A 24,822-nucleotide genomic window follows, 5' to 3' on the forward strand; every position below is an offset into this window, starting at 1 on the left:
GGTTTCGGTAAGGGGTTCTGCGGTTTCGGCAAGAGCCGCCCGCGAGTCCGCCGTGAGGGATTGGTAAGTTTTTTGCAGGGTACGCGGTGAAGCGTATCGAAAAAGAATCCGAAAACAGCCTTTGAAACAGAGGGGAAGGGGTGGTCATGGCCCAATCCATCGACAAGCGCCTGCTGCAGACTTTCGTGCCGGTGAACGCCCTGTCCGGCGATCAGCTCGACTGGCTGCTCGATCAGCAGGAGGTGCGCCGCTACGAAGCCGGCGACATCCTGTTCCGTCAGGGCGACCGGGACAACACCACCATCTACCTGCTCAGCGGCCAGGTGGAGCTGTTCAGCGAGCGCGGCGAACGCAGCGTGGTGAGCGCCGGCGACGGCGCCTCCTGGCACCCGCTCGGCCATTTCCAGCCCCGTCGCGACGATTGCCGGGCACTCACCGAGGTGAGCGTGGTGCGCTTCGACAGCTTCCGCCTGGACACCATCCTGTCCTGGGACCAGTCCGCCGGTTACGTGATTCTCGACATCAACGCCAACGCCGCCTACCAGCACGACCGGGAATGGATGATCCGGCTGCTCAAGTCGAACCTGTTCCACCGGGTGCCGCCCACCAACATTCTGGAGATTTTCCGGCGCCTGCACGCCCGCCGCTGCAAGGAGGGCGAGGCCATTATCCGCCAGGGCGAAGAGGCGGACTGCTGCTACATCATCAAGGAAGGCGTGTGCGAGGTGGCCATCGCCCTGGGTGACGGCAACGCGCCCACCCCGGTGGCGATGCTGGAGGAGGGCCAGTGGTTCGGCGAGGAGGCGCTGCTTTCCGGCAAGCCCCGCAACGCCACCGTCTCCATGGCCACCGACGGCGTGCTGATGCGCCTGGACCGCCAGGACTTCGACGCCCTGCTGCGCGAGCCGGTGGTGCACACGGTCAGCGCCGGGGAGGCGCGCGCCCGCATCGCCGCCGGCGGCCGCTGGCTGGACGTGCGCACCGGCGATGAGTTCGATCAGCAGCACCTGGCCGCCGCCGCCAACATGCCGCTGGGCGCCCTGCGCCTGAAATCCCGGCTGCTCGACCCGGGCCGGGCCTATGTGGCCTACTGCGACACCGGCCGGCGTAGCGCCACGGCGGCATTTTTGTTAAAAAACGCCGGTCTGGACGTGTTCGTGCTGGATGGCGGCCTGAACGCCAATACTGATACCCTGCACGAATACCTCACCGAATAGCCGTTCCCGCACCGCCGGGGCCGGCGCTGGCAACAGGCCCCGGAACGTGACCCAAGAGAAATTCCGCCTGATCGGGCTGATCGCCCGCTCGGAAAGCGAACAGGCGCTGTACTCCATGCGCCAGCTGATCCATTTTCTGCATGGCCGGGATTGCACCGTGATCCTGGAGAAGGGCATCGCCGACAGCCTGCCGGAAATGGGGCTGCAGGCCGCCAGTGCCGCGCAGATGGGCGACAGCTGCGACCTGGTGATCGTGATCGGTGGTGACGGCAGCCTGCTGGGCGCCGCCCGGGCCCTGGCCCGCTACGACATTCCGGTGCTGGGCATCAACCGGGGCCACCTGGGCTTTCTCACCGATATCCTGCCCTCGGAAATCGAATCCCGGGTGGGGCAGGTGCTGGACGGCGACTACACCACCGAGCGGCGCTTCCTGCTCGACATGGAGGTGCGCCGGGGCAAGACCGTGATGGGGCAGGGCAGCGCCCTCAACGACGTGGTGCTGCTGTCCGGTGACAGCGTGCACATGATCGATTTCGAGCTCAATATCGACGGGCACTTCGTTTACGCCCAGCGCTCCGACGGCCTGATCGTGTCCACCCCCACCGGTTCCACCGCCTACGCCCTGTCCGGCGGCGGCCCGATCATGCACCCGCGCCTCAACGCCATGGTGATGGTGCCGCTCAACCCGCACACCCTGACCAGCCGCCCGCTGGTGGTGGACGGCGACAGCGAGATCAAGATCAAGATCACCACCGAGAAGGTGAACCCGCTGGTCAGTTGCGACGGCACCGCCGGCGTCCGCCTCAAGGTGGACGACGTCATCGCCATCCGCAAGAAACCCCATCGGCTGCAGCTCATCCACCCGCCGGGCCACGACTTCTACCAGGCCTGCCGCTCCAAGCTGGGCTGGAGCACGCGCCCGGGCGACGGCCACTGAACCCCCATCGCGACTGAAATCGCTCCCACACCGGAGCAAAGTCGTAGGAGCGGCTTCAGCCGCGATCGGGCCGGCGCGCAAGCCGCGGGCCCTTGCATCCTGTATCCTTACCCCCATCCATAACGCACCGTTTTCGACAGGTATCCGCGATGTCTTCCGCCCCTTCCTTTGACCAGATGATCGATGCCATGACCCTGGAGGTCTGGCACAACATGCGTACCGCGGTGGAAACCGGCCGCTGGCCGGACGGTCGCCAGGTCAGCGACGAGCAGCGTCAGCTTTGCCTGCAGGCGGTGATCGCCTGGGAGGCGCGCAACCTGCCGGAGGAAGAGCGCACCGGCTACGTGCCCAGCCATTGCAAGAGCCAGGACGACGCCGAAACGTCCGAGCAGCCGGTCTCCCTGCGCCCGGCCGGCCGGAAAGGAGAGCACTGATGAGAGATGGACAACCCAACCCGGTCACCCGCCTGGCGGACTACCAGCCGCCGGCGTTTCTGGTGCCCGATACCCGCCTGGACGTGGACCTGCGTGACGGCGAGACCCGGGTCACCGCCCACCTGAAGCTGGAGCGCAACCCGGCCCGGGCCGACCGCCCCGACGAGCTGGTGCTGGACGGCGATCACCTGGACCTGCGCTCGGTGGTGCTGGACGGCCGCGAGCTGGCCCCCGGCGACGACTATCGCCTGGACGGCCCGCGACTGATCATTCCCGGTGTGCCGGAGGCGTTCTCGCTGACCACCGAGGTGCGTATCGAGCCGGAGAAGAACACCGCCCTGGAAGGCCTGTACCGCTCCAACGGCATGTACTGCACCCAGTGCGAGGCGGAGGGTTTCCGCCGCATCACCTTCTTCCCGGACCGGCCGGACGTGCTCAGCCGCTTCACCACCACCATCCACGCGGACAAGGGCGCCTACCCGCTGCTGCTGTCCAACGGCAACCCGGTGGACGCCGGCGACGAGGCGGACGGCCGCCACTTCGCCACCTGGGAGGACCCCTTTCCCAAGCCCTGTTATCTGTTCGCCCTGGTGGCCGGTGATCTGGCCTGCCTGGCGGACACCTTCACCACCGCCTCCGGCCGCGACGTGGCCCTGCGTCTGTACGCCGAGCACCGCGATCTGGACAAGCTGGACCACGCCATGGATTCGCTGAAACGCTCCATGGCCTGGGACGAGAAGGTGTTCGGCCGTGAGTACGACCTGGACATCTTCCAGATCGTGGCGGTGAGCCATTTCAATATGGGCGCCATGGAGAACAAGGGCCTCAACATTTTCAACACCTCCTGCGTGCTGGCCCACCCGGCCACCACCACCGACGCCGGTTTCGAGCGCGTGGAGTCGGTGGTGGCCCACGAATACTTCCACAACTGGAGCGGCAACCGGGTGACCTGCCGGGACTGGTTCCAGCTCAGCCTCAAGGAAGGCTTCACCGTGTTCCGGGACCAGGAATTCTCCTCGGACATGAACTCCCGGGCGGTGGTGCGGGTGGAAAACGTGGATTTCCTGGTCAATCACCAGTTCCCGGAGGACCAGGGCCCCATGGCGCACCCGGTGCGGCCCGCCGAGTACCAGAAGATCGACAACTTCTACACCCTGACGGTGTACGAGAAAGGCGCCGAGATCGTGCGCATGCAGAGCCAGTTGCTGGGCGCCGAGGACTTCCGCCGGGCCACCGACCTGTACTTCGAGCGGTTCGACGGCCAGGCGGTCACCTGCGACGACTTCGTGGCCTGCATGGAGCAGGTCTCCGGTCTCGATCTGGCGCAATTCAAGCGCTGGTACGCCCAGGCCGGCACGCCGGTGCTCACCGTCGAGGACGAGTATGTGGACGGCGAGTACCGGCTCACCTTCGAGCAGCACACGCCGCCCACCCCCGGCCAGCCGGACAAGGCGCCGCTGATGGTGCCGGTGAAGCTGGCGCTGCTGGACGGCGAGGGCCGGGCCCTGCCGCTGGACGACCAGGGCCGCACGGAAACCGTGGTGATCCTGCGCGAGGCCCGTGAGACCCGCGCCTTCCCGGTCCCGGCCCGGCCCACGCCGTCGCTGCTGCGGGGTTTTTCGGCGCCGGTGTCCCTGCGTTACGACTTCGACGAACGCCAGCTCAACACCCTGCTGGCCCACGACAGCGACGGCTTCTGCCGCTGGGACGCGGCCCAGCGCCTCTACTTCGCCGCCCTGGCGCGGGTGGTCGACGGCGGCGAGACGCCGGCGGACCAGGTGGCCCGGCTGACGCCGGTGATCGAACAGGTGATCGCCCGCGCCGACGAGGACCCGGCCCAGGCGGCGCTGCTGTTGACCCTGCCCACTGAGAACGCGGTGGGCGACCGGCATACGCCGCTGCACCCGCAGCGGGTGCACGCCGCGGTGAGCGGCCTGCGGGCGGCGCTGGGCGAGGCCCTGGCGGACGCCTGGTGGCGGCTGGCCGAGGGGCTCCGGGAAAGCGACTACCAGGGCGACGGCGCGGCCATGGGCCGGCGCCGCCTGCGCCAGGTGGCGCTGGGCTACCTGGCGGCCGCCGCCGGCGCCGGCCAGGTGGATCCGGAACCGCTGGTGGCGCATCTCAGCGCCACCCTGGCGGCGCCCACCTGCATGACCGAGGAACTGGGCGCCCTGCGGGCCCTGGTGCACAATCGGCTGCCCGGCCACGACGCCGCCCTCAAGGCGTTTGGCGAACGCTGGAAGGACGAGCCCCTGGTGATGGACCAATGGTTCGGCGTCCAGGCCACGGTACCCGGCGCGGACACCGTGGACCGGGCGGAGGCGCTGCTGGCCCACCCGGCCTTCGAGTGGACCCTGCCCAACCGGGTGCGGGCGGTGATCGCCACCCTGGTGAACGCCAACCCCTCGGCGTTCCATGCCCCGGACGGGAGCGGTTACCGGCTGTTCGCCCGGGCCCTGAAAAAGCTGGACGGCATCAACCCGCAGATCGCCGCCCGGCTGGCCAACGGCGGCGCCCGCCTCAAGCGGCTGGAGCCGGGGCTGGCGCAACAGCTCGGTGACGCCCTGCGCGACCTGCGCCCGGGGGCCTCCGCCAACCTGGCCGAGGTGCTGGATCGCATCCTGGACGCCTGACGGCGCCCTCGCCGTCGGACGACCGCTCCTACATCTGGCTACTGCGCCGTAGGAGCGGTGGTTCCACCGCGATCCGGCGATCGATTCCGGTGGCGGGCCTTTCCACGGCCTGTATCGTGACCGCCGGGCGCCGTATACTCCCCGCGCCGATTCGTCTGGAGCCGCCCCCGTGCTGTACCGCCTAGCCCGCCCTCTGCTGTTTTCCCTGTCCGCCGAACAGGCCCATGACCTGACCCTGGATCTGCTGCGCCGGGGCGCCGGTCGCGCCTGGCCGGCCCGGGTGCCGGCGCGGCCGGTGACGGTGATGGGGCTGTCGTTCCCCAATCCGGTGGGGCTGGCCGCCGGGCTCGACAAGAACGGTGACTGCATCGACGGGCTGGCGGAACTGGGTTTCGGCTTTCTGGAAGTGGGCACCGTGACCCCGCGGCCCCAGCCGGGCAATCCCAAGCCGCGCCTGTTCCGCCTGCCCGAGGCCAACGCCATCATCAACCGCATGGGCTTCAACAACCACGGCGTGGACGCCCTGGTGGCCAATGTGCGCGCCAGCCGCTACCAGGGCGTGCTGGGCATCAATATCGGCAAGAACAAGGACACCCCGGTGGAAAACGCCGTGGACGACTATCTGCTCTGCCAGGAAAAGGTCCACGCCCTGGCGAGCTATCTGGTGGTCAATGTGTCATCGCCGAACACCCCGGGCCTGCGCAGCCTGCAGCACGGCGAGGCCCTGGATGCGCTGCTCGGCACCCTGCGCGAGGCGCAGACCCGACTGGACCAGCAAAACGGCAAGCGCGTGCCCCTGGTGATCAAGATCGCCCCGGACAACAGCGAGGACGAGCTGGCGGCCATGGCGGAGGCGTTCGTGCGCCACGGCATCGACGGGGTGTGCGTGGGCAACACCACCCTGGAGCGGCCCGGTGTGGAGCGGCTGCGCCACGGAGGCGAGGCCGGCGGCCTGAGCGGCGCGCCCCTGCGTCCCATCGCCGACCGGGCCCTGGACACCATGCGCCGGGCCCTGGACGGTCGGCTGCCGATCATCGGCGTGGGCGGCATCCAGAGCGGCGACGACGCCCGCGAGAAGCGGCGCCTGGGCGCGGAGTTGGTGCAGGTTTATTCAGGATTGATTTATCAAGGCCCCGCATTGGTCCGGGAGATTGTGCGGGCGTGGCCCCATTAAAAAGGGCCCTGGAGGGGCCCTGTGGGGTCGACGCGCGAAGCGCCGGCGCTGATCGGTGATCGGGTTTTGTCAGGTCGGTTCCTTTTGTTGCCGGGGGGCGGTCGCTTGAAAGCGTTTAAACCCTGAGAGTGTGTATGCCGGCCACGCCGACCATGCCCTGAATCTGGTCGGTGCGGCCTTCACGCCATCCGCGCATCCAGTTACCGCGAGCCTCCAGTGCGCCGAAAGGGCAGAATTCCCTGGGTCTTCCTCTGAAGCCCGCCTGATAGCCCCGGCTGTAGGCCCGCTCGTCACGGTTGCGTTTTTGTCGCTTCATAGACACTGTCCTCTTTTTCGTCGATCGCAGTGAAAGAACCTGCGCTCGCCGGGACAAACCGCCGTCCCGACCGGCACGTTCTCGAAAGCCTCACCTTGAGTATCCGAGAGCCGAGAGCGCCTGTCGAATAACAACTGGCCATAATGAAAGCGCGTGTTAAGCGCATGACGCATAATGGACACTTTGATGAAATGGGCTGAAAAATCAGCGCCATCAAGCACTTAAAAGGCAAAATCGATGGATTTCGTGATCACCTGTCTGCCCGGGCTGGCCCCGCTGCTCGCCGATGAGCTCGCCGAACTGGGCATGACGGTAACGGACCAGGGCCAGGCCCACGTCGGCATCAGCGGCCGCCAACAGGACGCCCTGCGGGTGTGCCTGTGGTCGCGGCTGGCGGAGCGGGTGTTGCTGCCCCTGGCGGAGCTGTCGGTGCCGCCGGAAGAGGCCCCGGAGAAGCTGGCCGCGGCGGTGGACTGGCGGGCGCTGGTGGCCCCCGGCGGGGCGGTGCACCTGAGCCTGGACCACGCCAAGGGCGTGCGCGGTGACAGCCGCGTCAGCGGCAAGCGCCTGCTGCGGGCGCTGCCGCCGGACATCACGGTCAGCCCCCGGGAGAGCGGCGCCAGCGCCCTGCGCGCGCGGCTGGACACGGACACCGCCCGGCTGTGGCTGGACCTGGCCGGCCAGCCTCTGCACCGGCGCGGTTACCGGCTGGCCGGGGGGCGCGCGCCGCTGCGGGAAAACCTGGCGGCGGCGCTGCTGCGCGCCGGCGACTGGCACCGTGAGGCGCGCCCGGAACTGCTGATGGATCCGTTCTGCGGCAGCGGCACGGTGCTGATCGAAGCGGCCTGGATGGCCGCCGGCGTGGCCCCGGGCGCCCTGCGCAAGGACTACGGCTTCCTCAACTGGCGGGGCTGCCGCCAGGCGCTGGCCGAGGAGGCGCTGCGCGAGGCCGCCGCCAGCCTGGAAAACAAGGCGCGGCTGCCGGCCCTGAAAGGTTTCGACGCGGACCCGGACGCCCTCAAATACGCCCGCCATAACGCGGAGCGCGCCGGGGTGGAGAGCGCCATTCATCTGGAGCGGCGGGAGCTGGGGGCCCTGCGGGCGCGGGATTTCGCCAGCCGCGAAGGCCTGCTGGTGACCAACCCGCCCTGGGGCGAGCGTCTGGATCAGCAGGAACAGGCCGGCTGGCTGTACGCGGGCCTGGGCCGCCTGCTGGGCGAGAAGGCCCCGGCCTGGCGGGCGGTGCTGCTGGGTGCCGAGGTCACCGCCCTGGACCGGGCCGGCATGGACCTGGAGGCGCAGTGGAAAGTGCGCAACGGCGCGCTCACCAACTTTATCCGCCTCAGCCGGCCCCGGGCGCCGCTGCCCCAGGCGCCGCTGCAGGTGGGCGACACGCCCGGTTTCGAACTGCCGGAGCCGGCCTTGCCCTTGTTCAACCGGCTGCGCAAGAACGGCAAGCATCTGCGCCGCTGGATCGACCGGGAAGACATTCAGGCCTACCGGCTCTATGACCGGGACCTGCCGGAATTCAACGTGGCGGTGGACGTGTACGGCGACCAGGTACTGGTGCAGGAGTTCAAGGCGCCGTCCACGGTGGACCCGGACAAGGCCGCCCAGCGCCGCCAGTGGGCGGTAAGCGCCACCCGCGCCGCCCTGGGCGTGCACCGCGAGCAGGTGCACCTGCGCACCCGGGAGCGCCAGAAGGGCCGCAACCAGTACCAGAAACAGGCCACCCAGGGCCGCTTCCGGGTGGTCCGCGAGGGCCAGGCCCGGTTGCTGGTGAACCTGGAGGAGTACCTGGACACCGGTCTGTTCCTGGACCACCGGCCCATGCGCCTGCGCATCGCCGAGGAAAGCGCCGGCAAGCGCTTTCTCAATCTTTTCGCCTACACCGGCGCGGCCACCGTGCAGGCCCTGGTGGGCGGCGCCCGCCGGGCGGTCACCGTGGACACCTCGCGGCGCTATCTGGACTGGGCCGGCTGCAACCTGGCCCTGAACGGTTTCGCCACCGACCGCCACCCGACGGTGCGCGCCGATGCCATGGCCTGGCTGGAGACCTGCCACGAACAGTTCGACATCGTGTTCTGCGACCCGCCCACCTTTTCCAACAACAAGGACCGGGACGACTTCGTGGTTCAGGACCAGCACGGCGAACTGATCCGCCGCATCATGAAACGGCTGGAGCCCGGCGGCGTGCTGTATTTTTCCTGCAATTATCGCCGCTTCGAGCTGGAAGAAAGCCTGCGCCGCTGGTACGCGGTGGAGGACCTGACCGCCTGGAGCCTGCCGGAGGACTTCCGGCGCGGCGGTGCCATTCACCACTGCTTCGCGATCCGCCATGCCCAGGACTGACCCCCCGGAACTGACCCTCTATACCACCCTCGGCTGCCACCTGTGCGAGCAGGCCGAGGAGTTAGTGCGCACGGTGCGTCCGGACGCCCGGCTTCACGCGGTGGACATCGCCGAGGACGATACCCTGATCGCGGAATACGGCGAGCGCATTCCGGTGCTGCGCCGGGGCGAGCGGGAACTGGGCTGGCCGTTTGGATTGCTGGACGTGAGCGCGCTGCTCGCCGACCCCTGATCCGGCGGGCGCGGCGCGGTGACGGCAGCGACTGCTTTTTTGGAGTGAACATGGAAAAGATCACGGTCAAGAAACTGACCAACCGTCATGTGGACAAGGTGATTCTGCGCTCGGTGGTGATTTCCATCTGCATCGTGCAGGTGGAGATCGACGGGGTGCGGTATCAGGTGGTGGACGAAAAAGGCCAGATCGTGCGGTTCAACGGCCCGGAACACGCCAACAACGTGCTCGGCCGCATGACCACCGACCGGGCGGTGCTGCTGCACCAGTCGCCCTACGCGGAGATGGCCGGCCAGCCGGAAGGCGAACCGACGCCGCCCCTGGAAGTGGACTTCAACTGGCGGGCGGACCGCGCCTGAAGAAGGATCGCGACTGAAGTCGCTCCTACGGTCGCTCCTGCGATCACCCGGTAGGAGCGACTTCAGTCGCGATCCGGCGCTGGCAGGTTCAAAAAGCGGCAGGTATTGGCCAGGGTGCGCGCCGCCAGTTCCGCTTCGTCCTCACCGCGCAGCGCCGCCAGCCGGCGGCCGATCCAGGGCAGGTGGCAGGGCTCGTTGCGCCGCTTCACCGCCGGTGTTTCCGGCAGATCCCGGGGCAGCAGATAGGGTGCGTCCGTCTCCACCAGCAGCCGGTCGGCGGGAATGTCCGGCACCAGCGCCGCCAGTTCCTTGCCGCGCCGCTCGTCGCACACCCAGCCGGTGATGCCGATGTAGCAGTCCAGATCCAGATAATCGTAGAGCGGCCGGCGCTGGTCGGTGAAACAATGCACCACGGCGGCGGGCAGCCGGTCGCGCCAGGCGCGCAGCAGGGGCAGAAAGCGCGGGTGGGCATCGCGCTGATGCAGAAACACCGGCAGCTGCTTTTCCGCCGCCAGGGCCAGCTGGCTCTCGAAGGCCTTCTCCTGGTCCGGGCGCGGCGAAAAATCCCGGTTGAAATCCAGGCCCATTTCGCCGGCGGCGGCCACTTCCGGCTGGTCCAGCAGCCCGGCCAGTTCCGCCCGGGCATCGTCGTCGAAGCTGCGCGCGTTGTGCGGGTGCACGCCGGCGGTGGCCAGCAGCCCCCGGTCGGGAAAGTCCCGGCACAGGGCCAGGGCCTGCCGGGATTCCGCCACGCTGGTGCCGGTCAGCAGCATCAATTCGACGCCGGCCTGGCGGGCGCGCTCCAGCACCGCCTCGGCGTCGTCACGAAACTGCCGGTCGCCCAGGTTGACGCCGATGTCCGCCCAGCGGGCGGCCGGGGTGCCTTCCTCGATACTCATGAAGCGGGGCGGGGCGTGGGCTGCAGCCGGGCCTCGAGCTGCTCGCGCAGGTCTTCCACGCGGCGCCGGTTGGCGCCCAGATCCCAGTAGCCGATGCGCGAGGCGGAGCGGACTTCGATCACGCCGTCCTCGTGCACATAGAAGGTGACGTCATCCACGAACCGCAGGATGCGGGTGGTGAACCGGGCCTCCACCCGGGCGGGGCCCACCGCCCGGTGGCTGACCCGGGGCCAGTCCCGCAACACCGCGTCGAGCAGCGCCAGGCTGTCGGCGCGGTTGCCGGCGCCGGGCAGGGGCGCCACCTTGTGGCGGTCGTCATCCGCCAGGCTGGACACGCAATTCGGCGACGACGGACAGGGGGCAAGCAAACGGGTGTCCGACATAGTCGGTCTCTCCACTGACCTTTCAGTATTCTCGGTGCGGGCGTCCTCTGGGGCGCCCCGGCAGCCGGCCACGACCACCATGGCCAGTATCAGCCCGGCCATGCAAAGGGCGGCGGCCCGGTTGTGTCTAGTGACGGTTCGGATCACGGATCAGTCCCACGAAAACGCCCTCGATCATCAGTTCGTCCGCCGGCACCCGGATCGGCTCGTAGGCCTCGTTGGCCGGCAGCAGGGTGGCGTTGGACTTGTTGAGTTTAAGGGTTTTCACCGTGACCTCGTCGTCAATGCGCGCCACCACGATCTCGCCGGACAGGGCGGTCTGGCTCTTGCGCACGGCGATCAGGTCGCCGTCGAAGATGCCGGCGTCGATCATGCTGTCGCCCTGCACCTTGAGCAGGTAGGTGGGGCGCTGCCGGAACAGGCCCTGGGGCACCGGCACGGTACGCTCCACGTTTTCGATGGCCTCGATGGGCGTGCCCGCGGCCACCTTGCCCACCACCGGCAGCTCGTCCTCGTGCTCCAGCGCCGCCTCCAGCAGCTGGATGCCGCGGGAGCGGTCGCTGTGCAGGCGGATGTAGCCCTTGCGTTCCAGTGCCCGCAGGTGATCGGAGGCGGCGTTCTTGGACTGGAAGCCCATGCGCTCGGCGATTTCCGCCCGGGTGGGGGCCATGCCGGTTTCCAGCCGCGAGTCGCGGATGCAGTCCAGCACCTGCTGCTGGCGTGCGGTTAGCGTGCTGCTCATAAGGTTCTCCTGGAGTGTCTCGGACACTGATAATATGAACAGTATTATATGTCCAGTGTTTTTGGAAGTACCATGAGCAGGATTGAGGGGGAGAAAGGGATCAATGCGACAGGCGAACTGGCAGCAAACGGACCGGTCACGGGTGGAAACGCTGCTCGCCGGTGTGCCGTTTTTCAATGAGGTGGCCCGGGACGATCCGGCCCAGCGGTCGCGCTTGCTGGCGCGCACCGCGCTGATCGAGGCGGCCCCCGGCGACACCGTGATCCGCGCCGGCGAGGTGGAGTCCAGTCTGTATTTTTTGCTGCGCGGCCAACTGGTGGTGCTGGACGACACGCCGCCGCACGCGGTGCTTTATTACGTGTCGCCGGGGGAGGTGTTCGGCACCCTGTCGTTGCTGCTGCGGCGTGCCCGCAGCGCCACCATCCAGGTGGCGGACGCGGCCCGGGAGGCGGTGCTGGCCAGGTTGGATTTCAATGATTTCGACGACGATCGCGGCACGCCCTATACCCTGGCCACGCGATTGGCGTTTTTTCACATGCTGGTGCACCAGATTCGCTGGGCGGTGGAGGTGCGGCGCATGCAGAGCCCGGACCCGGCTCTGGCCGCCGACCTGCGCAAGGTGCCGGTGTTCACCGGCGCGCGGGACAGCGCGGCGGAACTGGCCTCGCTGCGGGACCAGGCCCGGGCCCTGGCGGATTTGCTGTACCGGTGGAATCACCGCCCGCCGGGCACCACCGGCAACGCCCAGCTGACCTGAGTGCGGTATCGCGGCTGAAGCCGCTCCTACATCCGTCCGCCCACCGTAGGAGCGACTTCAGTCGCGATGGCTCTCCTCGCCCCACCAACCGGGAAAGGCGGCTTCGGCCCGCGTTGCGGCTTGCTATTCCTTCTTCTTGCGGTCCATTTTCACCGCCAGCACGTCGCAGTGGGCGCCGGGCACCAGACCACGGGCGGTGGAGCCCAGCAGCAGGGCCAGGCCGCTGCGCGTGTGGCTGCCCACCACGATCAGATCGGCGTCCAGGCCGTCGGCCTTGTCGACGATGGTCTTCTCGATGGAGCCCAGCTCCACATGCACCCGTTCCTTGGGCACCTGATACTGGCGCGCGTAGTTGCAGGCGGTTTCCCGCGCCTGCTTGACCAGGCCGCTTTGCAGGTCGGTCACGTCCATGGGCACGTCGGCGCCGTAGGCCAGCGCCAGCGGCTCGATCACATGGATCAGATGCAGTTCGCCCTCGGTGCCGGCGATCACGCCGGCGGCGCGGGCCAGCACTTCCGCGGACTCGTCGCTGCAGTCGATGGCCACCAGGACCTTGCGATAGGGTGCGGACACGATGTTTCTCCAGTGGCTCGGTGTCGTTTCCGAGTATAACTTGCCCGGCGCCCGCCGCCAGCCCGTCGTTGGAAGGCCCCCGGCGAGGGCGGCAAAGCCTTGTCTGGCGCGGCTTCGGCGGCTCCGTCGGCGGCCGCCGACGGCCACCCCGGCGGGGCCCGCCGGGCGGTCCGCGCTTGACCGGACAATACCGGCGCTGTCTAAATAGGCGCCCGCCGGGGCCGTGAAGGCCGCCCGGCGGCACCTCCGGACACGTAGGCCGGCACGGCGATCCCGATGCGGCCCACGGGTTTTACGGAGGTTTCTTTTGGATATCCGCATCATGATCGGGTGAGCAACGAATGGGTAAGTCCCTTGTAATCGTGGAGTCGCCGGCCAAGGCCAAGACCATCAACCGCTATCTGGGCGACGACTTCGTGGTCAAGTCCAGTGTCGGCCATGTGCGCGACCTGCCGGTGAGCGGCGGCGCCAAGAAGACCACGCCCAAGGAGCGTGCCAAGGAGGCCGCCTACACCCGGTCGCTGCCCAAGGAAGAACGGGAAGCCTATAAAAAGAAGAAGGCCCACGCCCAGCTGATCAACCGCATGGGGGTGGACCCGGACCACGACTGGGACGCCCATTACGAAATCCTGCCCGGCAAGGAAAAGGTCATCGACGAGCTCAAGCGTCTGGCCGCCAATGCCGACCGCATCTACCTGGCCACTGACTTGGACCGCGAAGGGGAGGCCATTGCCTGGCACCTGCGGGAAGTGATCGGCGGCGAGGGCGAGCGGTTCGACCGGGTGGTGTTCAACGAGATCACCAAGAAGGCCATCCAGGCCGCCTTCGAAAAACCCGGCAAGCTGGACATGAGCCGGGTGGAGGCGCAGCAGGCGCGCCGCTTCCTGGACCGGGTGGTGGGCTTCATGATCTCGCCGCTGCTGTGGGAAAAGATCGCCCGCGGCCTGTCCGCCGGACGTGTGCAGTCGGTGGCGGTGGAGCTGGTGGTGGAGCGCGAGCGCGAGATCCGCGCCTTCACCCCGGAAGAATTCTGGGAGCTGCACGCGGACACCCACAGCACCGCCAGGGCCAGTGACGAGATCCGCCTGCAGGTGACCCGCCACAAGGGCGAGAACTTCCGCCCCAACAACGGCGACGACGCGGAGAAGCACCGCGCCGCCCTGAAGGCCGCCGGCCAGCTGACCATCACCCAGCGCGAGGAACGGCCCACCCGCTCCAAACCGCCGGCGCCGTTCATCACCTCCACCCTGCAGCAGGCGGCCAGCACCCGGCTGGGCTTCGGGGTGAAGAAGACCATGATGATGGCCCAGCGTCTCTACGAGGCCGGCCACATCACCTACATGCGGACCGACTCCACCAACCTGAGCGCCGACGCGGTCAGTGAGTGCCGCGCCTGGATCGACGACAAGCTGGGCAGCCAGTACCTGCCCGAGAAGCCGATCAGTTATTCCAGCCGCGAAGGCGCCCAGGAAGCCCACGAGGCGATCCGCCCGTCCGACGTGAAGCGCGAAGCCAGCGCCCTCAAGGACATGGAGCGCGACGCCCAGCGCCTCTACGAGCTGATCCGCCGCCAGTTCATCGCCTGCCAGATGCCGCCGGCGGAGTACCTGAGCACCACCATCACCGCCGAAGCGGACGGCTATGAGCTGAAGGCCCGCGGCCGCATTCTCAAATTCGACGGCTGGACCCGCATCCAGCCGCAGGCCTCGCGCAAGGGCCAGGAAGACACGGTGCTGCCGGACCTCAAGCAGGGCGACGTGCTGGCCGTGGACGACATCGAGGCCACCCAGCACTTCACCAAGCCGCCGGCCCGCTACACCGAGGCCAGCCTGGTCAAGGAACTGGAAAAGCGCGGCATCGGCCGCCCGTCCACCTACGCGGCGATCATCTCCACCATCCAGGATCGGGGCTATGTGCGGCAGGACAACCGCCGTTTCTACGCCGAGAAAATGGGCGACATCGTCACCGACCGGCTGGTGGAAAACTTCCCCCATCTGATGGACTACAACTTCACCGCCGAGATGGAGGAAACCCTGGACGAGATCGCCGAGGGCAAGCGCGGCTGGCGCGACGTGCTCGACGAGTTCTACCGGGATTTCCTGGCCAAGCTGGAAGCCGCCCAGGGCGAGGGCAGTGGTAAGCAGGCCAAGGGCGGCATGCGCGCCAACCTGCCCACGGACACCGACATCGAATGCCCCAAATGCGGCCGGCCGATGCAGATCCGCACCGGCTCCACCGGCGTGTTTCTCGGGTGCTCCGGCTACAGCCTGCCGCCCAAGGAACGCTGCACCGCCACGCTCAACCTGCTGCCCGGTGAGGAAGCGGTGCGCGCCGACGACGACGAGGAAGCGGAAACCAACGAGCTGCGTCGCAAGAAGCGTTGCCCGAAATGCGGCACCGCCATGGAATCCTATCTGATCGACGAGAAGCGCAAGCTGCACATCTGCGGCAACAACCCGGACTGCGACGGCTACGTGGTGGAACCGGGCGAGTTCCGCATCAAGGGCTACGACGGCCCGACCCTGGAGTGCGAGAAGTGCGGCAGCGAAATGCAGCTGCGCACCGGCCGCTTCGGCAAGTTCTTCAAGTGCACCAACGACGACTGCGGCAACACCCGCAAGCTGCTCAAGAATGGTGAGCCGGCGCCGCCCCGCGCCGACCCCATCGACATGCCGCACCTCAAGTGTGAAAAGGTGGACGACCACTATCTGCTGCGCGACGGCGCCTCCGGCCTGTTCCTGGCGGCCAGCCAGTTTCCCAAGAACCGGGAAACCCGGGCGCCGCTGGTGGAGGAAATCCAGACCGTCGCCGACAAGCTGGATCCCAAGCACAAATACCTGGCCGAGGCCCCCGCCGAGGACGGCAAGGGCCGCAAGGCGGTGCTGCGCTACAGCCGCAAGGCCAAGGAGCAGTACGTGATGACCGAGGAGGACGGCAAGCCCACCGGCTGGTACGCCTTCTACCGCGACGGCCACTGGGACGTGGAAGAGAAGAAAACCGCGCCCAAGAAAAAAGCGGCGGCCAAGAAGAAAAAGGCCGCGGCGAAGAAGAAAGCCGCGTCACGACGCGGCTGAGGGCCTGACCATGTCCCGAATGGTACGAGAAAGCGAGATCAGCGGCCTGCGTGAGCGGTTGTTCTTCGCTCGCAGTCTGCTCAAGACCCTGAACGCCGACCCGGACGGGGCGGTGGGGCCGCGGCTGGCGTTGCGCGGCGGCGTGGTGTTTCACCTGTACTCGGTGCTGGTGGGCATCGCCCGCCAGGCGGCGCGCAGCTATCAGGTGCGCGGCTACGAGGATCTGATCAGTCTGGCGGCCCTGGAACAGGCGTTCGCCGCCGCCGCCGTGCAGGCGCCGGAGATCGGCCTGCTGGCCCGGGCCCGGGCGGACCGCGCCGACCCGGTGTGCTGGCTGGACCAGGAGATGCGCGCCGCCGTGGGCGCCGCCGGCCTGGCCCGGCGACCCACCGCCCCGGAGGAACGGGACGCCCTCAGCCTGCGCGCCGAGGACCCCTACGCGCCGCTGGCCCAGGGCGACCTGGCGCGGCTGGCCGGCGCCGCCGACCGGGTGGCGGAACTGATTGAGCAGTGCGCTGCCTACATGGAAGAATGGTAATCCCGCGCCACCGGTCAAAATAGTGGTGCCCCCTGGCCACGCCAACTTGTAATGACACTGCTGATTGTTTTTGCCGCCGTCGCCATCGGTTTTTCTTTTCTGTGTTCCATTCTTGAAGCCGCCCTGTTGTCCATCACCCCCAGCTACATCGCCGGGCTGAGGGACGAGAAGCCCGTTCTGTTCCGCCGCCTGCGCCGTCTCAAGGACGACATCGACGACCCGCTGGCGGCGATTCTGACCCTCAACACCGTGGCCCACACCGCCGGCGCCACCGGCGTCGGCGCCCAGGTGGCGGTGGTGTTCGGCGAAGCCTACCTGGGCGTGGCCTCGGCGGTGATGACCCTGGTGATCCTGATCTTCTCCGAGATCATCCCCAAGACCATCGGCGCCAAATACTGGCGCTCCCTGGCGCCGGCGCTGCCGCCGCTGCTGCGCGTCATGGTGCTGGTGCTCAAGCCGTTCGTGTGGCTCTCCAAACTGGTCACCCGCCAGTTCGGCACCGGCGAGCCGGACACCGACATCCGCGCCGAACTGAAGGCGATGGCGGAGATCGGCCGCGACCAGCAGGCCCTGGACGAGGACGAGCGCCGGGTGATCACCAATATCCTCAACCTGCACGAGATCAAGGTCGGCAAGGTGATGACCCCGCGTACCGTGGTGCGCAGCCTGCGCCCGGACGACACCGTGGACCAGGTGCGCCAGCGGCTGGTGAACCAGCCGTTCTCCCGCTACCCGGTGATCAATGAGCACGACGAAGCCCTGGGCTACGTGCACAAAAGCGATCTGCTGGACGTGGAAGGCGGCCGCAAGATCGGCGAGGTGATGCGCGGCGTCACCCCCTACCGGTCGACCATGAACATCGAATACGTGTTTGGCGAAATGCTGCGCCAGCGTCAGCACCTGGGGATGGTCTACGACGAACTGGGCACCTGGGTGGGGCTGATCACCATGGAGGACGTGATCGAGACCATTCTTGGCCAGGAGATCATGGACGAGACCGACAACGTCTCCAACCTGCGCCGTTACGCCCGGCAGCGATGGAGCCGCCGGTTGCGCAAGCGGGACGGGTCGGCCTGACGGCGTACCGGGTTGACGGCGAGCGGGGGCAAACGTATGTTTCAAACGTTTGTTTACCGACCTGTCCGGCGCGAGGTGCCATGTCTCAGTCCGATACCGTCCAGCGCATCCTTGACGCGGCGGAAGTGCTGTTCGCCCAGAAGGGGTTCGCCGAGACCAGCCTGCGCGCCATCACCAGCCGGGCCGGCGTCAACCTGGCGGCGGTGAACTATCATTTCGGTTCCAAGGAAGCCCTGATCCAGGCGGTGTTCGAGCGTTACCTGACGCCGTTCTGCCAGGCCCTGGACGCCAAGCTCCAGGAGCTGGAGGGGCAGGGCGCCGCCGACCTGGAGAAGCTGTTCGGCGTAGCCTCGCGGCTGGCGCTGGGCTCCCACGGCGACGAGCCGCGCCGGGCGATGATCTTCTTCCGGCTGTCCGGCCAGGCCTACAGCCAGCCCCAGGACCACCTGCGCGCCTACCTGCGCGAGCATTACGGCGCCGTGTTCCGGCGCTTTCTCGCCCTGCTGCGCACGGCGGTGCCGGAGGTGCCGCCCATGGAGCTGTTTCTGCGCGTGCACTTCAGCCTGGGCGCGGTGATCTTCACCCTGTCCGGCATGGAGTCCCTGCAGACCATCAGCAAGAAGGACTTCAACACCGACATCACCGCCGCCCGCATCACCCAGCAGTTGCTGCCGTTCGTGGTCGGCGGCATTCGCGGCTAAAGCCGCTGCCCGTTCCCGCGATGACGGGGATTGCTGTATCGTTGCGCCATGCGCATCCTCGTCTCTCTTTCCGATCAGACCCTGACGCTCGAAGACGCGGGCGGCACCACCGTTTACCCGGTGTCCACCGCCGCCGCCGGCGCCGGCAGCCACCAGGGCAGCAATGCCACGCCACTGGGCCGTCATCTGGTGCGCGCGCGCATCGGCGACGGCCTGCCGCCGGGGGCGGTGTTCCGCGGGCGCCGTTTCCACGGCGAAGTCTATGACCCGGCCCGGGCCGCCGAGGCCCCCGGCCGGGACTGGATCCTGAGTCGCATTTTGTGGCTTGGCGGCCTGGAACCGGGCCGCAATCAGGGCGCGGACGTGGATAGTTTCCGGCGCTTTATTTATATTCACGGCACGCCGGACAGCGAGCCCATGGGCGAGCCGGCGTCGCACGGCTGCATCCGCATGCGCAACACGGATGTGATCGCACTCTTTGCCCGGGTGCCGGTGGCCACGCCGGTGACCCTCGTCGAATAAAGACCTATTGCATGCAACCACACAACGAGATCCAGCCTCTGCTGATGCTGGACCTGGAAGGCCTTACCGTCACGGACCAGGAGCGCGAGCTGCTGCGTCATCCGGCGGTGGGCGGCCTGATCCTGTTCAGCCGCAACTATCAGGCGCCGGACCAGCTGCACCAGCTGGTGCGCGCGGTGCGTGCCGAGCGCCCGGACATCCTGATCGCCGTGGACCAGGAAGGCGGCCGGGTGCAGCGCTTCAAAACCGAATTCACCCGCCTGCCGCCGATGGCCAGCCTGGGCCGGTACCTGGACCGCGATCCGGAGGCGGCGCTGGCGGCGGCGGACCTGCTCGGCGAACTGATGGCCGATGAGCTGCGCGGCTTCGACATCGACATCAGCTTCGCGCCGGTGCTGGACCTGGACCACGGCCACTCGGCGGTGATCGGCGACCGCAGTTTCCATGCCGATCCGCGACAGGCGGTGACCCTGGCCGGCGCTTTCATGGACGGCATGGCGCGCGCCGGCATGGCCGCCACCGGCAAGCATTTCCCCGGCCACGGCCACGTGGCCGCCGACTCCCACCTGGAACTGCCGGAAGATCCCCGCGACTGGGACGCCCTGCAGGACGACCTGTGGCCGTTCCGCGCCCTGGCGCCCCGGCTCGACGGCATCATGCCCGCCCATGTGCGTTACCCGGCGGTGGCCCCGGAGCCCGCCGGTTTTTCCCGCCACTGGCTGGGCCAGGTGCTGCGCGCCGAATACGGCTACCGGGGCGTGATCTTCTCCGACGACCTGGCCATGGCCGGCGCGGCGGCGGCGGGCGACTACCCACGGCGCGCCGAGGCGGCCCTGGGCGCCGGCTGCGACATGGTGCTGGTGTGCAACGACCGGGCCGGCGCCGTGCAGGTGATGCAGTGGCTGGAGACGCAATCGTTCCAGGGCCGCGTGCCCGCCGCCGCCCTGCGTGGCCGGCCCCGGGCGCCGATGGCCCTGAGCCGCCGCCACCAGGCCGGTGACGTGGCGGACCTGCTGATGAAGGACGCGCCATGAACTGGCAGGCCCTGACCGATTGGCGGCAATTGCTGGAGTGGCCCGGCCCGGACACCGATACCGTGGTCTGGCTGACCCAGGTGTTCGCCGTGGTGTTTCTCACCGTGGCCACCAATTTCATTCTGATGCGCGTGATCGACATCATCGACCACTTCAGCAGCAAGACCGAGAACCTGTGGGACGACGCCCTGCTGGAAGCGGCCCGGGTGCCGGTGCGCCTGCTGCTGTGGGTGGTGGGGCTGTCGGTGGCGGCGGAGATGCTGCAATCGGTGTCCGAAAGCGCCATCTTCGAGTACGTGGCGGAAGTGCGCCGGGTGGCCTTTATCGCCATCATCGCCTACTTCCTGACCCGCCTGGTCACCAACATCGAGACCAATCTGGTCGACCCGGACCGGGTCAAGAAGCCCATGGACAAGACCACCGCCAACGCGGTGGGCAAGCTGCTGCGCATTTCGGTGCTGATCACCGCGCTGCTGATCATTCTGCAGGCCCTGGGCTACAGCATCTCCGGGGTGCTCGCCTTCGGCGGCGTGGGCGGCATCGCCGTGGCCTACGCGGCCAAGGATCTGCTGGCCAACTTCTTCGGCGGCATGATGGTGTACCTGGACAAGCCGTTCAAAGTGGGTGAGTGGGTGCGCTCTCCGGACCGCTCCATCGAAGGCACCGTGGAACACATCGGCTGGCGGCTGACGCGCATTCGCACCTTCGATCAGCGGCCGCTGTACGTGCCCAACTCCCTGTTCACCACGGTGGTGCTGGAAAACCCGTCACGCATGCTCAACCGCCGCATCAACGAGAAGATCGGTATCCGCTACGACGACTGGCAGGTGATGCCGGATATCGTGGCGGCGGTGCGCAAGATGCTGATCGACCACGAAGACATGGAAACCGACTACCGGACCCTGATCGTCAACTTCGATCACTACGGGGATTCCTACATCGAGTTCTTTATCTACACCTTCACCAAAACCACCGACTGGGTGCGGTATCACGAGATCAAGCAGGACGTGCTGATGCGCATCATGCACATCGTGAACGACCACGGCGCGCAATTCGCGTTCCCCACGCGCACCCTGCACATGCACACCGACGCCCTCCCGCGGCAGGAGGACGACGGCGACGACGAGCCGGGCGACCACGACGACGGCCAGGCGCCGTCGCGGCGCGCCGCCCGGGGCACCAACCGCAACCGGCGCGACCGCCGCCAGGGCTGGAAAGGCGAACAGGATCAGGAGACAGGCGATGACGACGGCGAGTGAGCTTAAGGACGAACTGATGCGGGTGCGCCGCGACGCCCGCGAACTGCATTCCCACGATGACGTTCAGGCGGCCATCGGCCGGGTGGCGGTGCAGCTGACCACCGACTATTCCGAGCGCTTCCCGGTGTTCGTGACGATCATGAACGGCGGCATCGTGTTCGCCGGGCAACTGCTGACCCGGCTGGATTTCCCGCTGGAGGTGGACTACCTGCACGCCAGCCGGTACCTGGGCGAAACCAGCGGCGGCGACGTGCAGTGGATCGTCACCCCCACCGCCAGCCTGGCCGGCCGCGACGTGGTGATCCTCGACGATATTCTGGACGTGGGCAACACTCTGCTGGCCATCATCGAGGCCTGCAAGGCCCAGGGCGCCGCCACCGTCAGCACCTGCGTGCTGGTGGACAAGGTCCACGACCGCAAGGCGCGGCCCGGCCTGAAAGCCGACTACACCGCCCTGGAGGCGGAAGACCACTACCTGTTCGGCATGGGCATGGACTACAAGGGCTACTGGCGCAACGCGCCGGGCATCTTCGCCCTCGACGCCGAGGAAGGCTGACATGCTGGCGTTCATCGGCGGTACCGGCCTGACCCGCATCGAGGGCCTGACCCTGCGCAAGCAGCACGCCATCACCACCCGCTTTGGCGAGGCCTCGGCGCCGGTGGCGGAAGGGGAGCTGAACGGCGCGCCGGTGCTGTTTCTGGCCCGCCACGGCGACCCCCATGTGCGCTTGCCCCACCAGGTCAACTACCGGGCCAATATGCTGGCCCTGAAGGAGGCCGGCGCCACTGAGATCGTGGCGGTGAACGCGGTGGGCGGCATCAGCGTCGATACCGGCGCCCTGGTGCTGCCCGAGCAGATCATCGATTACACCTGGGGCCGCGACGGCACCTTCTTCGACGATCCGGACGAGCCGCTGGTGCACGTGGATTTCAGCTGGCCCTTCGACGCCGCCCTGCGCGAGCGTCTGAAAGGGGCCCTGGCCGCCGCCGGCGCCCCCTGGGTGGACGGCGGCTGCTACGCCGCCACCCAGGGTCCGCGCCTGGAAACCGCCGCCGAAATCCGCCGCCTGGAGCAGGACGGCAACACCATCGTCGGCATGACCGGCATGCCCGAGGCGGTGCTGGCCCGGGAACTGCAGCTGCCCTACGCCATGCTGTCGCTGGTGGTGAACCCGGCCGCCGGCAAGGCCGACCGGGAAATCACCATGGCGGAAATCGAGGCGGTGCTGCACGGCGGCATGGCCCGGGTGCGCGCGGTGCTGGCGGCCCTGGCCGCCCATCACCCGCGCCCATGACCGAACACTACGACGTCATCGTCCTCGGGGCCGGGGCGGCGGGCCTGATGTGCGCCGCCACCGCCGGCTACCAGGGCCATTCCGTGCTGGTGCTGGACCACGCCAACAAGCCGGGCAAGAAGATCCTCATGTCCGGCGGCGGGCGCTGCAACTTCACCAACCTGAACACCACCCCCGCCCATTTCACCTCCGCCAACCCGCATTTCTGCAAGTCGGCGCTGAACCGCTATTCCCCCTGGCACTTCCTGGAGCTGGTGGAGCGCCACGGCGTGGAGCACGTGGAGAAAGCCCCCGGTCAGCTGTTCTGCGCCGGTTCCAGCAAGGAAATCCTGCAGGTGCTGCTCACCGAGTGCGATTGGGCCGGCGCCGAGGTGCGTCTGAACACCTCGGTGACCCACGTGAATGACCGGCCAGTGGCCGGCGCGGACGGCGGCGAAGGGCAGGGCGCCGATCCGGCCCTGGTGGCAAGCGCCGCCGACGGCTTCCGGCTGCGCACCGCCGGTGGCGAGCTGCACGCCCGCCGCCTGGTGGTGGCCACCGGCGGCCTGTCCATTCCCACCCTGGGCGCCGGGCCCTTCGGCTACCGCCTGGGGGAGCGCTTCGGGCTCACCGTGCTGCCCACCCGGGCCGGCCTGGTGCCCTTCACCCTGCAGCCGGCGGACAAGGCGTGGCTGGCGGAGCTGGCCGGAGTCAGCGCCGAGGTGGCCGCAGAGGCCGGCGGGCGCCGCTTTCAGGAGCCGTTGCTAATCACCCACCGGGGACTGTCCGGGCCGGCCATGCTGCAGGTCTCCAGCTTCTGGCGGCCCGGCGACGAGGTGGCCGTGGACTGGCTGCCGGCGCTGGCGGACCCGGCGGCGGCCCTGCGCCAGGCTCGCGCCGAGCAGCCCGCCGCCGGCGTGGAGAAATGGCTGCGCGGCTTCTTCTCCCAGCGCCTGGCCGCCACCCTGGCGGAACACTTCGGCTGGCGCGGGCCGCTGCAGCACCAGAGCAACGAGCGGCTGGCGCAGATCGCGGCGGTGCTCAAGGGCTGGCGCTTCAAACCCGCCGGCACCGAGGGCTACCGCACCGCCGAGGTGACCCTGGGCGGCCTGGACACGGACGCGGTGTCCTCCAAGACCTTCGAGGCCAAGGCGGTGCCGGGCCTGTTCTTCATCGGCGAGGTGCTGGATGTCAGCGGCGAACTGGGCGGCTTCAATTTCCAATGGGCCTGGGCCAGCGCCCACGCCGCCGGCCTGGCGCTCTGACCGCGCCGCCCGGTCGCTCCTACGGCATCCTTCAACCGCCAATTGCGCACCACTACCGGGCACCGCCGTGTCGCCGCCGGTTAAAATGGCCCACCACTCACAGCAGGACGTGAATATGCCGGACAGCCCTCTGTTTGAATCGCTGAAACGCGCCGCCGACGATCCGGCGGCGCGGCCGGAATTCTACCGCCGGCTGCTGGCCGCCGAGGTCTTCGTGATCGGCCATGGGGACGGCCCCGGCGAGGGGAGGAGCACGGTGCCGGCGGGCGCCCATCTCTCCATCCAGCACTGGCAAAACGCCGAGGGTGAATCGGTGATCCCGTTCTTCACCGATCTGGAGGCATTGCGGCGGGCCATCGATGAGGAGAAGAGCTACCTGGGGTTGCCGGCGCGCAGCCTGTTCGAGATGACCGCCGGCACCCGGCTGGTGCTCAATCCCCGGTCCGATTACGGCAAGGAATTCCACCCGGAGGAAATCCGCTCGCTGCTGGACAACGGCAGCAACCAGACCCCGCAAACCCGCCGGGCGGAAGCCGACACCGATGTACTGCTCGGCCAGCCCTCGGATTACCCCACCGCCATGGCGGAAGCGCTCCAGCGTTTGCTGCCTGGCTACCCGGAGGTGGAGGCCGCCTATCTGTGTCTGATGCAGGAGGGCGGGGACGCGCCCCGGCAAAGCCTGCTGGTGGGGCTGCGCGGCGATGGCCTGGCCCGCGCCCGCCACGCCGCCGGTTCGGTGATCGCCGACACCGCTCCGGAGGGCCGCGCCGTGGATCTGATCGAGATCGAAGACGGCGTGGGGGAGGGCGGCGTGGCCGGCTACCTGTATCACCAGACCCGGCCGTTCTATGAACGGGACCGGCCCGTCGGGGCGGCGCCGGAGGCGCCCAAGCGCCCCTGGTGGCGCCGCGTGTTTGGTGGCTGATCGCGACTGAAGTCGCTCCTACAAAGAGAGATGTTGTAGGAGCGACTTCAGTCGCGATCCGGCGACCGGGCGGCGCACCGCTTCAGTCGCGATCTCCGACAGGGTGGCACCATCGTTCCTATAACCCTCTGATTCCCCTCAACAA

General features: G+C 68.2%; 25 protein-coding genes. 20 read left to right on the top strand and 5 right to left on the bottom strand.

The genetic code is table 11. From position 1 onward, the window contains the following. The first annotated feature begins 146 nt into the window (after nucleotides 1-146). The 5 genes from IM760_RS11035 (at nucleotide 147) to IM760_RS11055 (ending at nucleotide 6,395) form a co-directional block, all read left to right on the top strand. Nucleotides 147-1,217, top strand: a complete 1,071-nt coding sequence (locus IM760_RS11035) for a cyclic nucleotide-binding domain-containing protein (protein ID WP_204429170.1) — start codon at nucleotides 147-149, stop codon at nucleotides 1,215-1,217. Nucleotides 1,218-1,263: 46 nt separating this feature from the next. Then, nucleotides 1,264-2,154 carry an NAD(+) kinase gene (locus IM760_RS11040; RefSeq protein WP_204429172.1) on the top strand — a complete coding sequence of 297 codons (891 nt, stop codon included), beginning with the start codon at nucleotides 1,264-1,266 and terminating at the stop codon, nucleotides 2,152-2,154. A 149-nt stretch (nucleotides 2,155-2,303) separates the two neighbouring features. Next, nucleotides 2,304-2,588 (top strand): DUF1315 family protein, encoded by a 285-nt coding sequence (locus IM760_RS11045; RefSeq protein WP_204429173.1) that lies wholly within the window; start codon nucleotides 2,304-2,306, stop codon nucleotides 2,586-2,588. Next, nucleotides 2,588-5,221 carry an aminopeptidase N gene (pepN, locus tag IM760_RS11050; protein WP_204429174.1) on the top strand — a complete coding sequence of 878 codons (2,634 nt, stop codon included), beginning with the start codon at nucleotides 2,588-2,590 and terminating at the stop codon, nucleotides 5,219-5,221. Before IM760_RS11045 ends, pepN begins: the two co-directional genes overlap by 1 nt. Nucleotides 5,222-5,390: 169 nt before the next feature. After that, nucleotides 5,391-6,395 (top strand): quinone-dependent dihydroorotate dehydrogenase, encoded by a 1,005-nt coding sequence (locus IM760_RS11055; RefSeq protein WP_204429175.1) that lies wholly within the window; start codon nucleotides 5,391-5,393, stop codon nucleotides 6,393-6,395. 115 nt (nucleotides 6,396-6,510) lie between these two features. Here the strand turns inward: IM760_RS11055 and rmf are convergent, their stop codons facing one another. Beyond that, nucleotides 6,511-6,711, bottom strand: coding sequence for a ribosome modulation factor (rmf, locus tag IM760_RS11060; protein ID WP_138771230.1), 201 nt, complete (start codon nucleotides 6,709-6,711; stop codon nucleotides 6,511-6,513). A 237-nt stretch (nucleotides 6,712-6,948) separates the two neighbouring features. Between rmf and rlmKL the strand changes: the two genes are divergently transcribed. The 3 genes from rlmKL to IM760_RS11075 are packed head-to-tail and all read left to right on the top strand — an operon-like array spanning nucleotide 6,949 to nucleotide 9,654. Beyond that, nucleotides 6,949-9,063 (top strand): bifunctional 23S rRNA (guanine(2069)-N(7))-methyltransferase RlmK/23S rRNA (guanine(2445)-N(2))-methyltransferase RlmL, encoded by a 2,115-nt coding sequence (rlmKL, locus tag IM760_RS11065; protein ID WP_204429178.1) that lies wholly within the window; start codon nucleotides 6,949-6,951, stop codon nucleotides 9,061-9,063. Beyond that, nucleotides 9,050-9,295 (top strand): glutaredoxin family protein, encoded by a 246-nt coding sequence (locus IM760_RS11070; RefSeq protein WP_204429180.1) that lies wholly within the window; start codon nucleotides 9,050-9,052, stop codon nucleotides 9,293-9,295. The genes rlmKL and IM760_RS11070 overlap by 14 nt, the downstream gene beginning before the upstream one ends. A gap of 50 nt (nucleotides 9,296-9,345) precedes the next feature. Next, nucleotides 9,346-9,654, top strand: a complete 309-nt coding sequence (locus IM760_RS11075; RefSeq protein WP_204429182.1) for a DUF6482 family protein — start codon at nucleotides 9,346-9,348, stop codon at nucleotides 9,652-9,654. Nucleotides 9,655-9,716: 62 nt separating this feature from the next. Here IM760_RS11075 and IM760_RS11080 read toward each other — a convergent pair whose 3' ends face one another. The 3 genes from IM760_RS11080 to lexA form a co-directional block, all read right to left on the bottom strand. Further along, on the bottom strand, nucleotides 9,717-10,553 hold the full coding sequence (locus tag IM760_RS11080) for a TatD family hydrolase (RefSeq protein WP_204429184.1): 837 nt from the start codon (nucleotides 10,551-10,553) through the stop codon (nucleotides 9,717-9,719). After that, on the bottom strand, nucleotides 10,550-10,936 hold the full coding sequence (locus IM760_RS11085; protein ID WP_204429186.1) for a DUF1499 domain-containing protein: 387 nt from the start codon (nucleotides 10,934-10,936) through the stop codon (nucleotides 10,550-10,552). The genes IM760_RS11080 and IM760_RS11085 overlap by 4 nt, the downstream gene beginning before the upstream one ends. A 127-nt stretch (nucleotides 10,937-11,063) precedes the next feature. After that, the gene (gene lexA / locus IM760_RS11090; protein ID WP_204429188.1) at nucleotides 11,064-11,678 is read right to left on the bottom strand and encodes a transcriptional repressor LexA; all 615 of its coding nucleotides are present in this window, start codon (nucleotides 11,676-11,678) and stop codon (nucleotides 11,064-11,066) included. Between the two features lie 103 nt (nucleotides 11,679-11,781). On the opposite strand from lexA, the gene IM760_RS11095 reads away from it, so the two are divergent. Then, the gene (locus tag IM760_RS11095; RefSeq protein ID WP_204429190.1) at nucleotides 11,782-12,435 is read left to right on the top strand and encodes a cyclic nucleotide-binding domain-containing protein; all 654 of its coding nucleotides are present in this window, start codon (nucleotides 11,782-11,784) and stop codon (nucleotides 12,433-12,435) included. A 123-nt stretch (nucleotides 12,436-12,558) separates the two neighbouring features. Here the strand turns inward: IM760_RS11095 and IM760_RS11100 are convergent, their stop codons facing one another. Beyond that, a complete protein-coding gene (locus IM760_RS11100; RefSeq protein ID WP_204429192.1) occupies nucleotides 12,559-13,008 on the bottom strand; it encodes a universal stress protein in 450 nt (149 codons plus the stop codon). A 341-nt stretch (nucleotides 13,009-13,349) separates the two neighbouring features. On the opposite strand from IM760_RS11100, the gene topA reads away from it, so the two are divergent. From topA to IM760_RS11155, 11 genes are all read left to right on the top strand, one after another. Next, nucleotides 13,350-16,082 carry a type I DNA topoisomerase gene (topA, locus tag IM760_RS11105; protein WP_204429194.1) on the top strand — a complete coding sequence of 911 codons (2,733 nt, stop codon included), beginning with the start codon at nucleotides 13,350-13,352 and terminating at the stop codon, nucleotides 16,080-16,082. Between the two features lie 10 nt (nucleotides 16,083-16,092). Then, nucleotides 16,093-16,620: a hypothetical protein gene (locus IM760_RS11110; protein WP_204429196.1), complete on the top strand. Its 528-nt coding sequence runs from the start codon at nucleotides 16,093-16,095 to the stop codon at nucleotides 16,618-16,620. Nucleotides 16,621-16,671: 51 nt separating this feature from the next. Next, the gene (locus IM760_RS11115) at nucleotides 16,672-17,697 is read left to right on the top strand and encodes a CNNM domain-containing protein (protein ID WP_204429206.1); all 1,026 of its coding nucleotides are present in this window, start codon (nucleotides 16,672-16,674) and stop codon (nucleotides 17,695-17,697) included. An 80-nt stretch (nucleotides 17,698-17,777) separates the two neighbouring features. Further along, on the top strand, nucleotides 17,778-18,398 hold the full coding sequence (locus IM760_RS11120) for a TetR/AcrR family transcriptional regulator (RefSeq protein ID WP_204429208.1): 621 nt from the start codon (nucleotides 17,778-17,780) through the stop codon (nucleotides 18,396-18,398). A gap of 48 nt (nucleotides 18,399-18,446) precedes the next feature. After that, nucleotides 18,447-18,920: a L,D-transpeptidase gene (locus tag IM760_RS11125; RefSeq protein WP_204429282.1), complete on the top strand. Its 474-nt coding sequence runs from the start codon at nucleotides 18,447-18,449 to the stop codon at nucleotides 18,918-18,920. 11 nt (nucleotides 18,921-18,931) lie between these two features. Then, entirely contained in the window at nucleotides 18,932-19,954 is a 1,023-nt protein-coding gene (gene nagZ / locus IM760_RS11130) for a beta-N-acetylhexosaminidase (protein WP_204429210.1), read from the top strand. Further along, on the top strand, nucleotides 19,951-21,213 hold the full coding sequence (locus tag IM760_RS11135; protein ID WP_204429212.1) for a mechanosensitive ion channel family protein: 1,263 nt from the start codon (nucleotides 19,951-19,953) through the stop codon (nucleotides 21,211-21,213). Before nagZ ends, IM760_RS11135 begins: the two co-directional genes overlap by 4 nt. Further along, a complete protein-coding gene (locus IM760_RS11140) occupies nucleotides 21,197-21,769 on the top strand; it encodes a hypoxanthine-guanine phosphoribosyltransferase (protein ID WP_204429214.1) in 573 nt (190 codons plus the stop codon). Before IM760_RS11135 ends, IM760_RS11140 begins: the two co-directional genes overlap by 17 nt. 1 nt (nucleotide 21,770) lies before the next feature. Beyond that, nucleotides 21,771-22,508, top strand: coding sequence for an S-methyl-5'-thioinosine phosphorylase (locus tag IM760_RS11145; RefSeq protein WP_204429216.1), 738 nt, complete (start codon nucleotides 21,771-21,773; stop codon nucleotides 22,506-22,508). Then, on the top strand, nucleotides 22,505-23,752 hold the full coding sequence (locus IM760_RS11150) for a BaiN/RdsA family NAD(P)/FAD-dependent oxidoreductase (RefSeq protein WP_204429218.1): 1,248 nt from the start codon (nucleotides 22,505-22,507) through the stop codon (nucleotides 23,750-23,752). Before IM760_RS11145 ends, IM760_RS11150 begins: the two co-directional genes overlap by 4 nt. A 115-nt stretch (nucleotides 23,753-23,867) precedes the next feature. Beyond that, nucleotides 23,868-24,677: an enhanced serine sensitivity protein SseB C-terminal domain-containing protein gene (locus tag IM760_RS11155; RefSeq protein WP_204429226.1), complete on the top strand. Its 810-nt coding sequence runs from the start codon at nucleotides 23,868-23,870 to the stop codon at nucleotides 24,675-24,677. The last annotated feature ends 145 nt before the right edge of the window (nucleotides 24,678-24,822 follow it).

It is taken from the genome of Alloalcanivorax marinus (assembly GCF_016906305.1).
GTDB classification, from domain to species: Bacteria; Pseudomonadota; Gammaproteobacteria; order Pseudomonadales; family Alcanivoracaceae; genus Alloalcanivorax; species Alloalcanivorax marinus.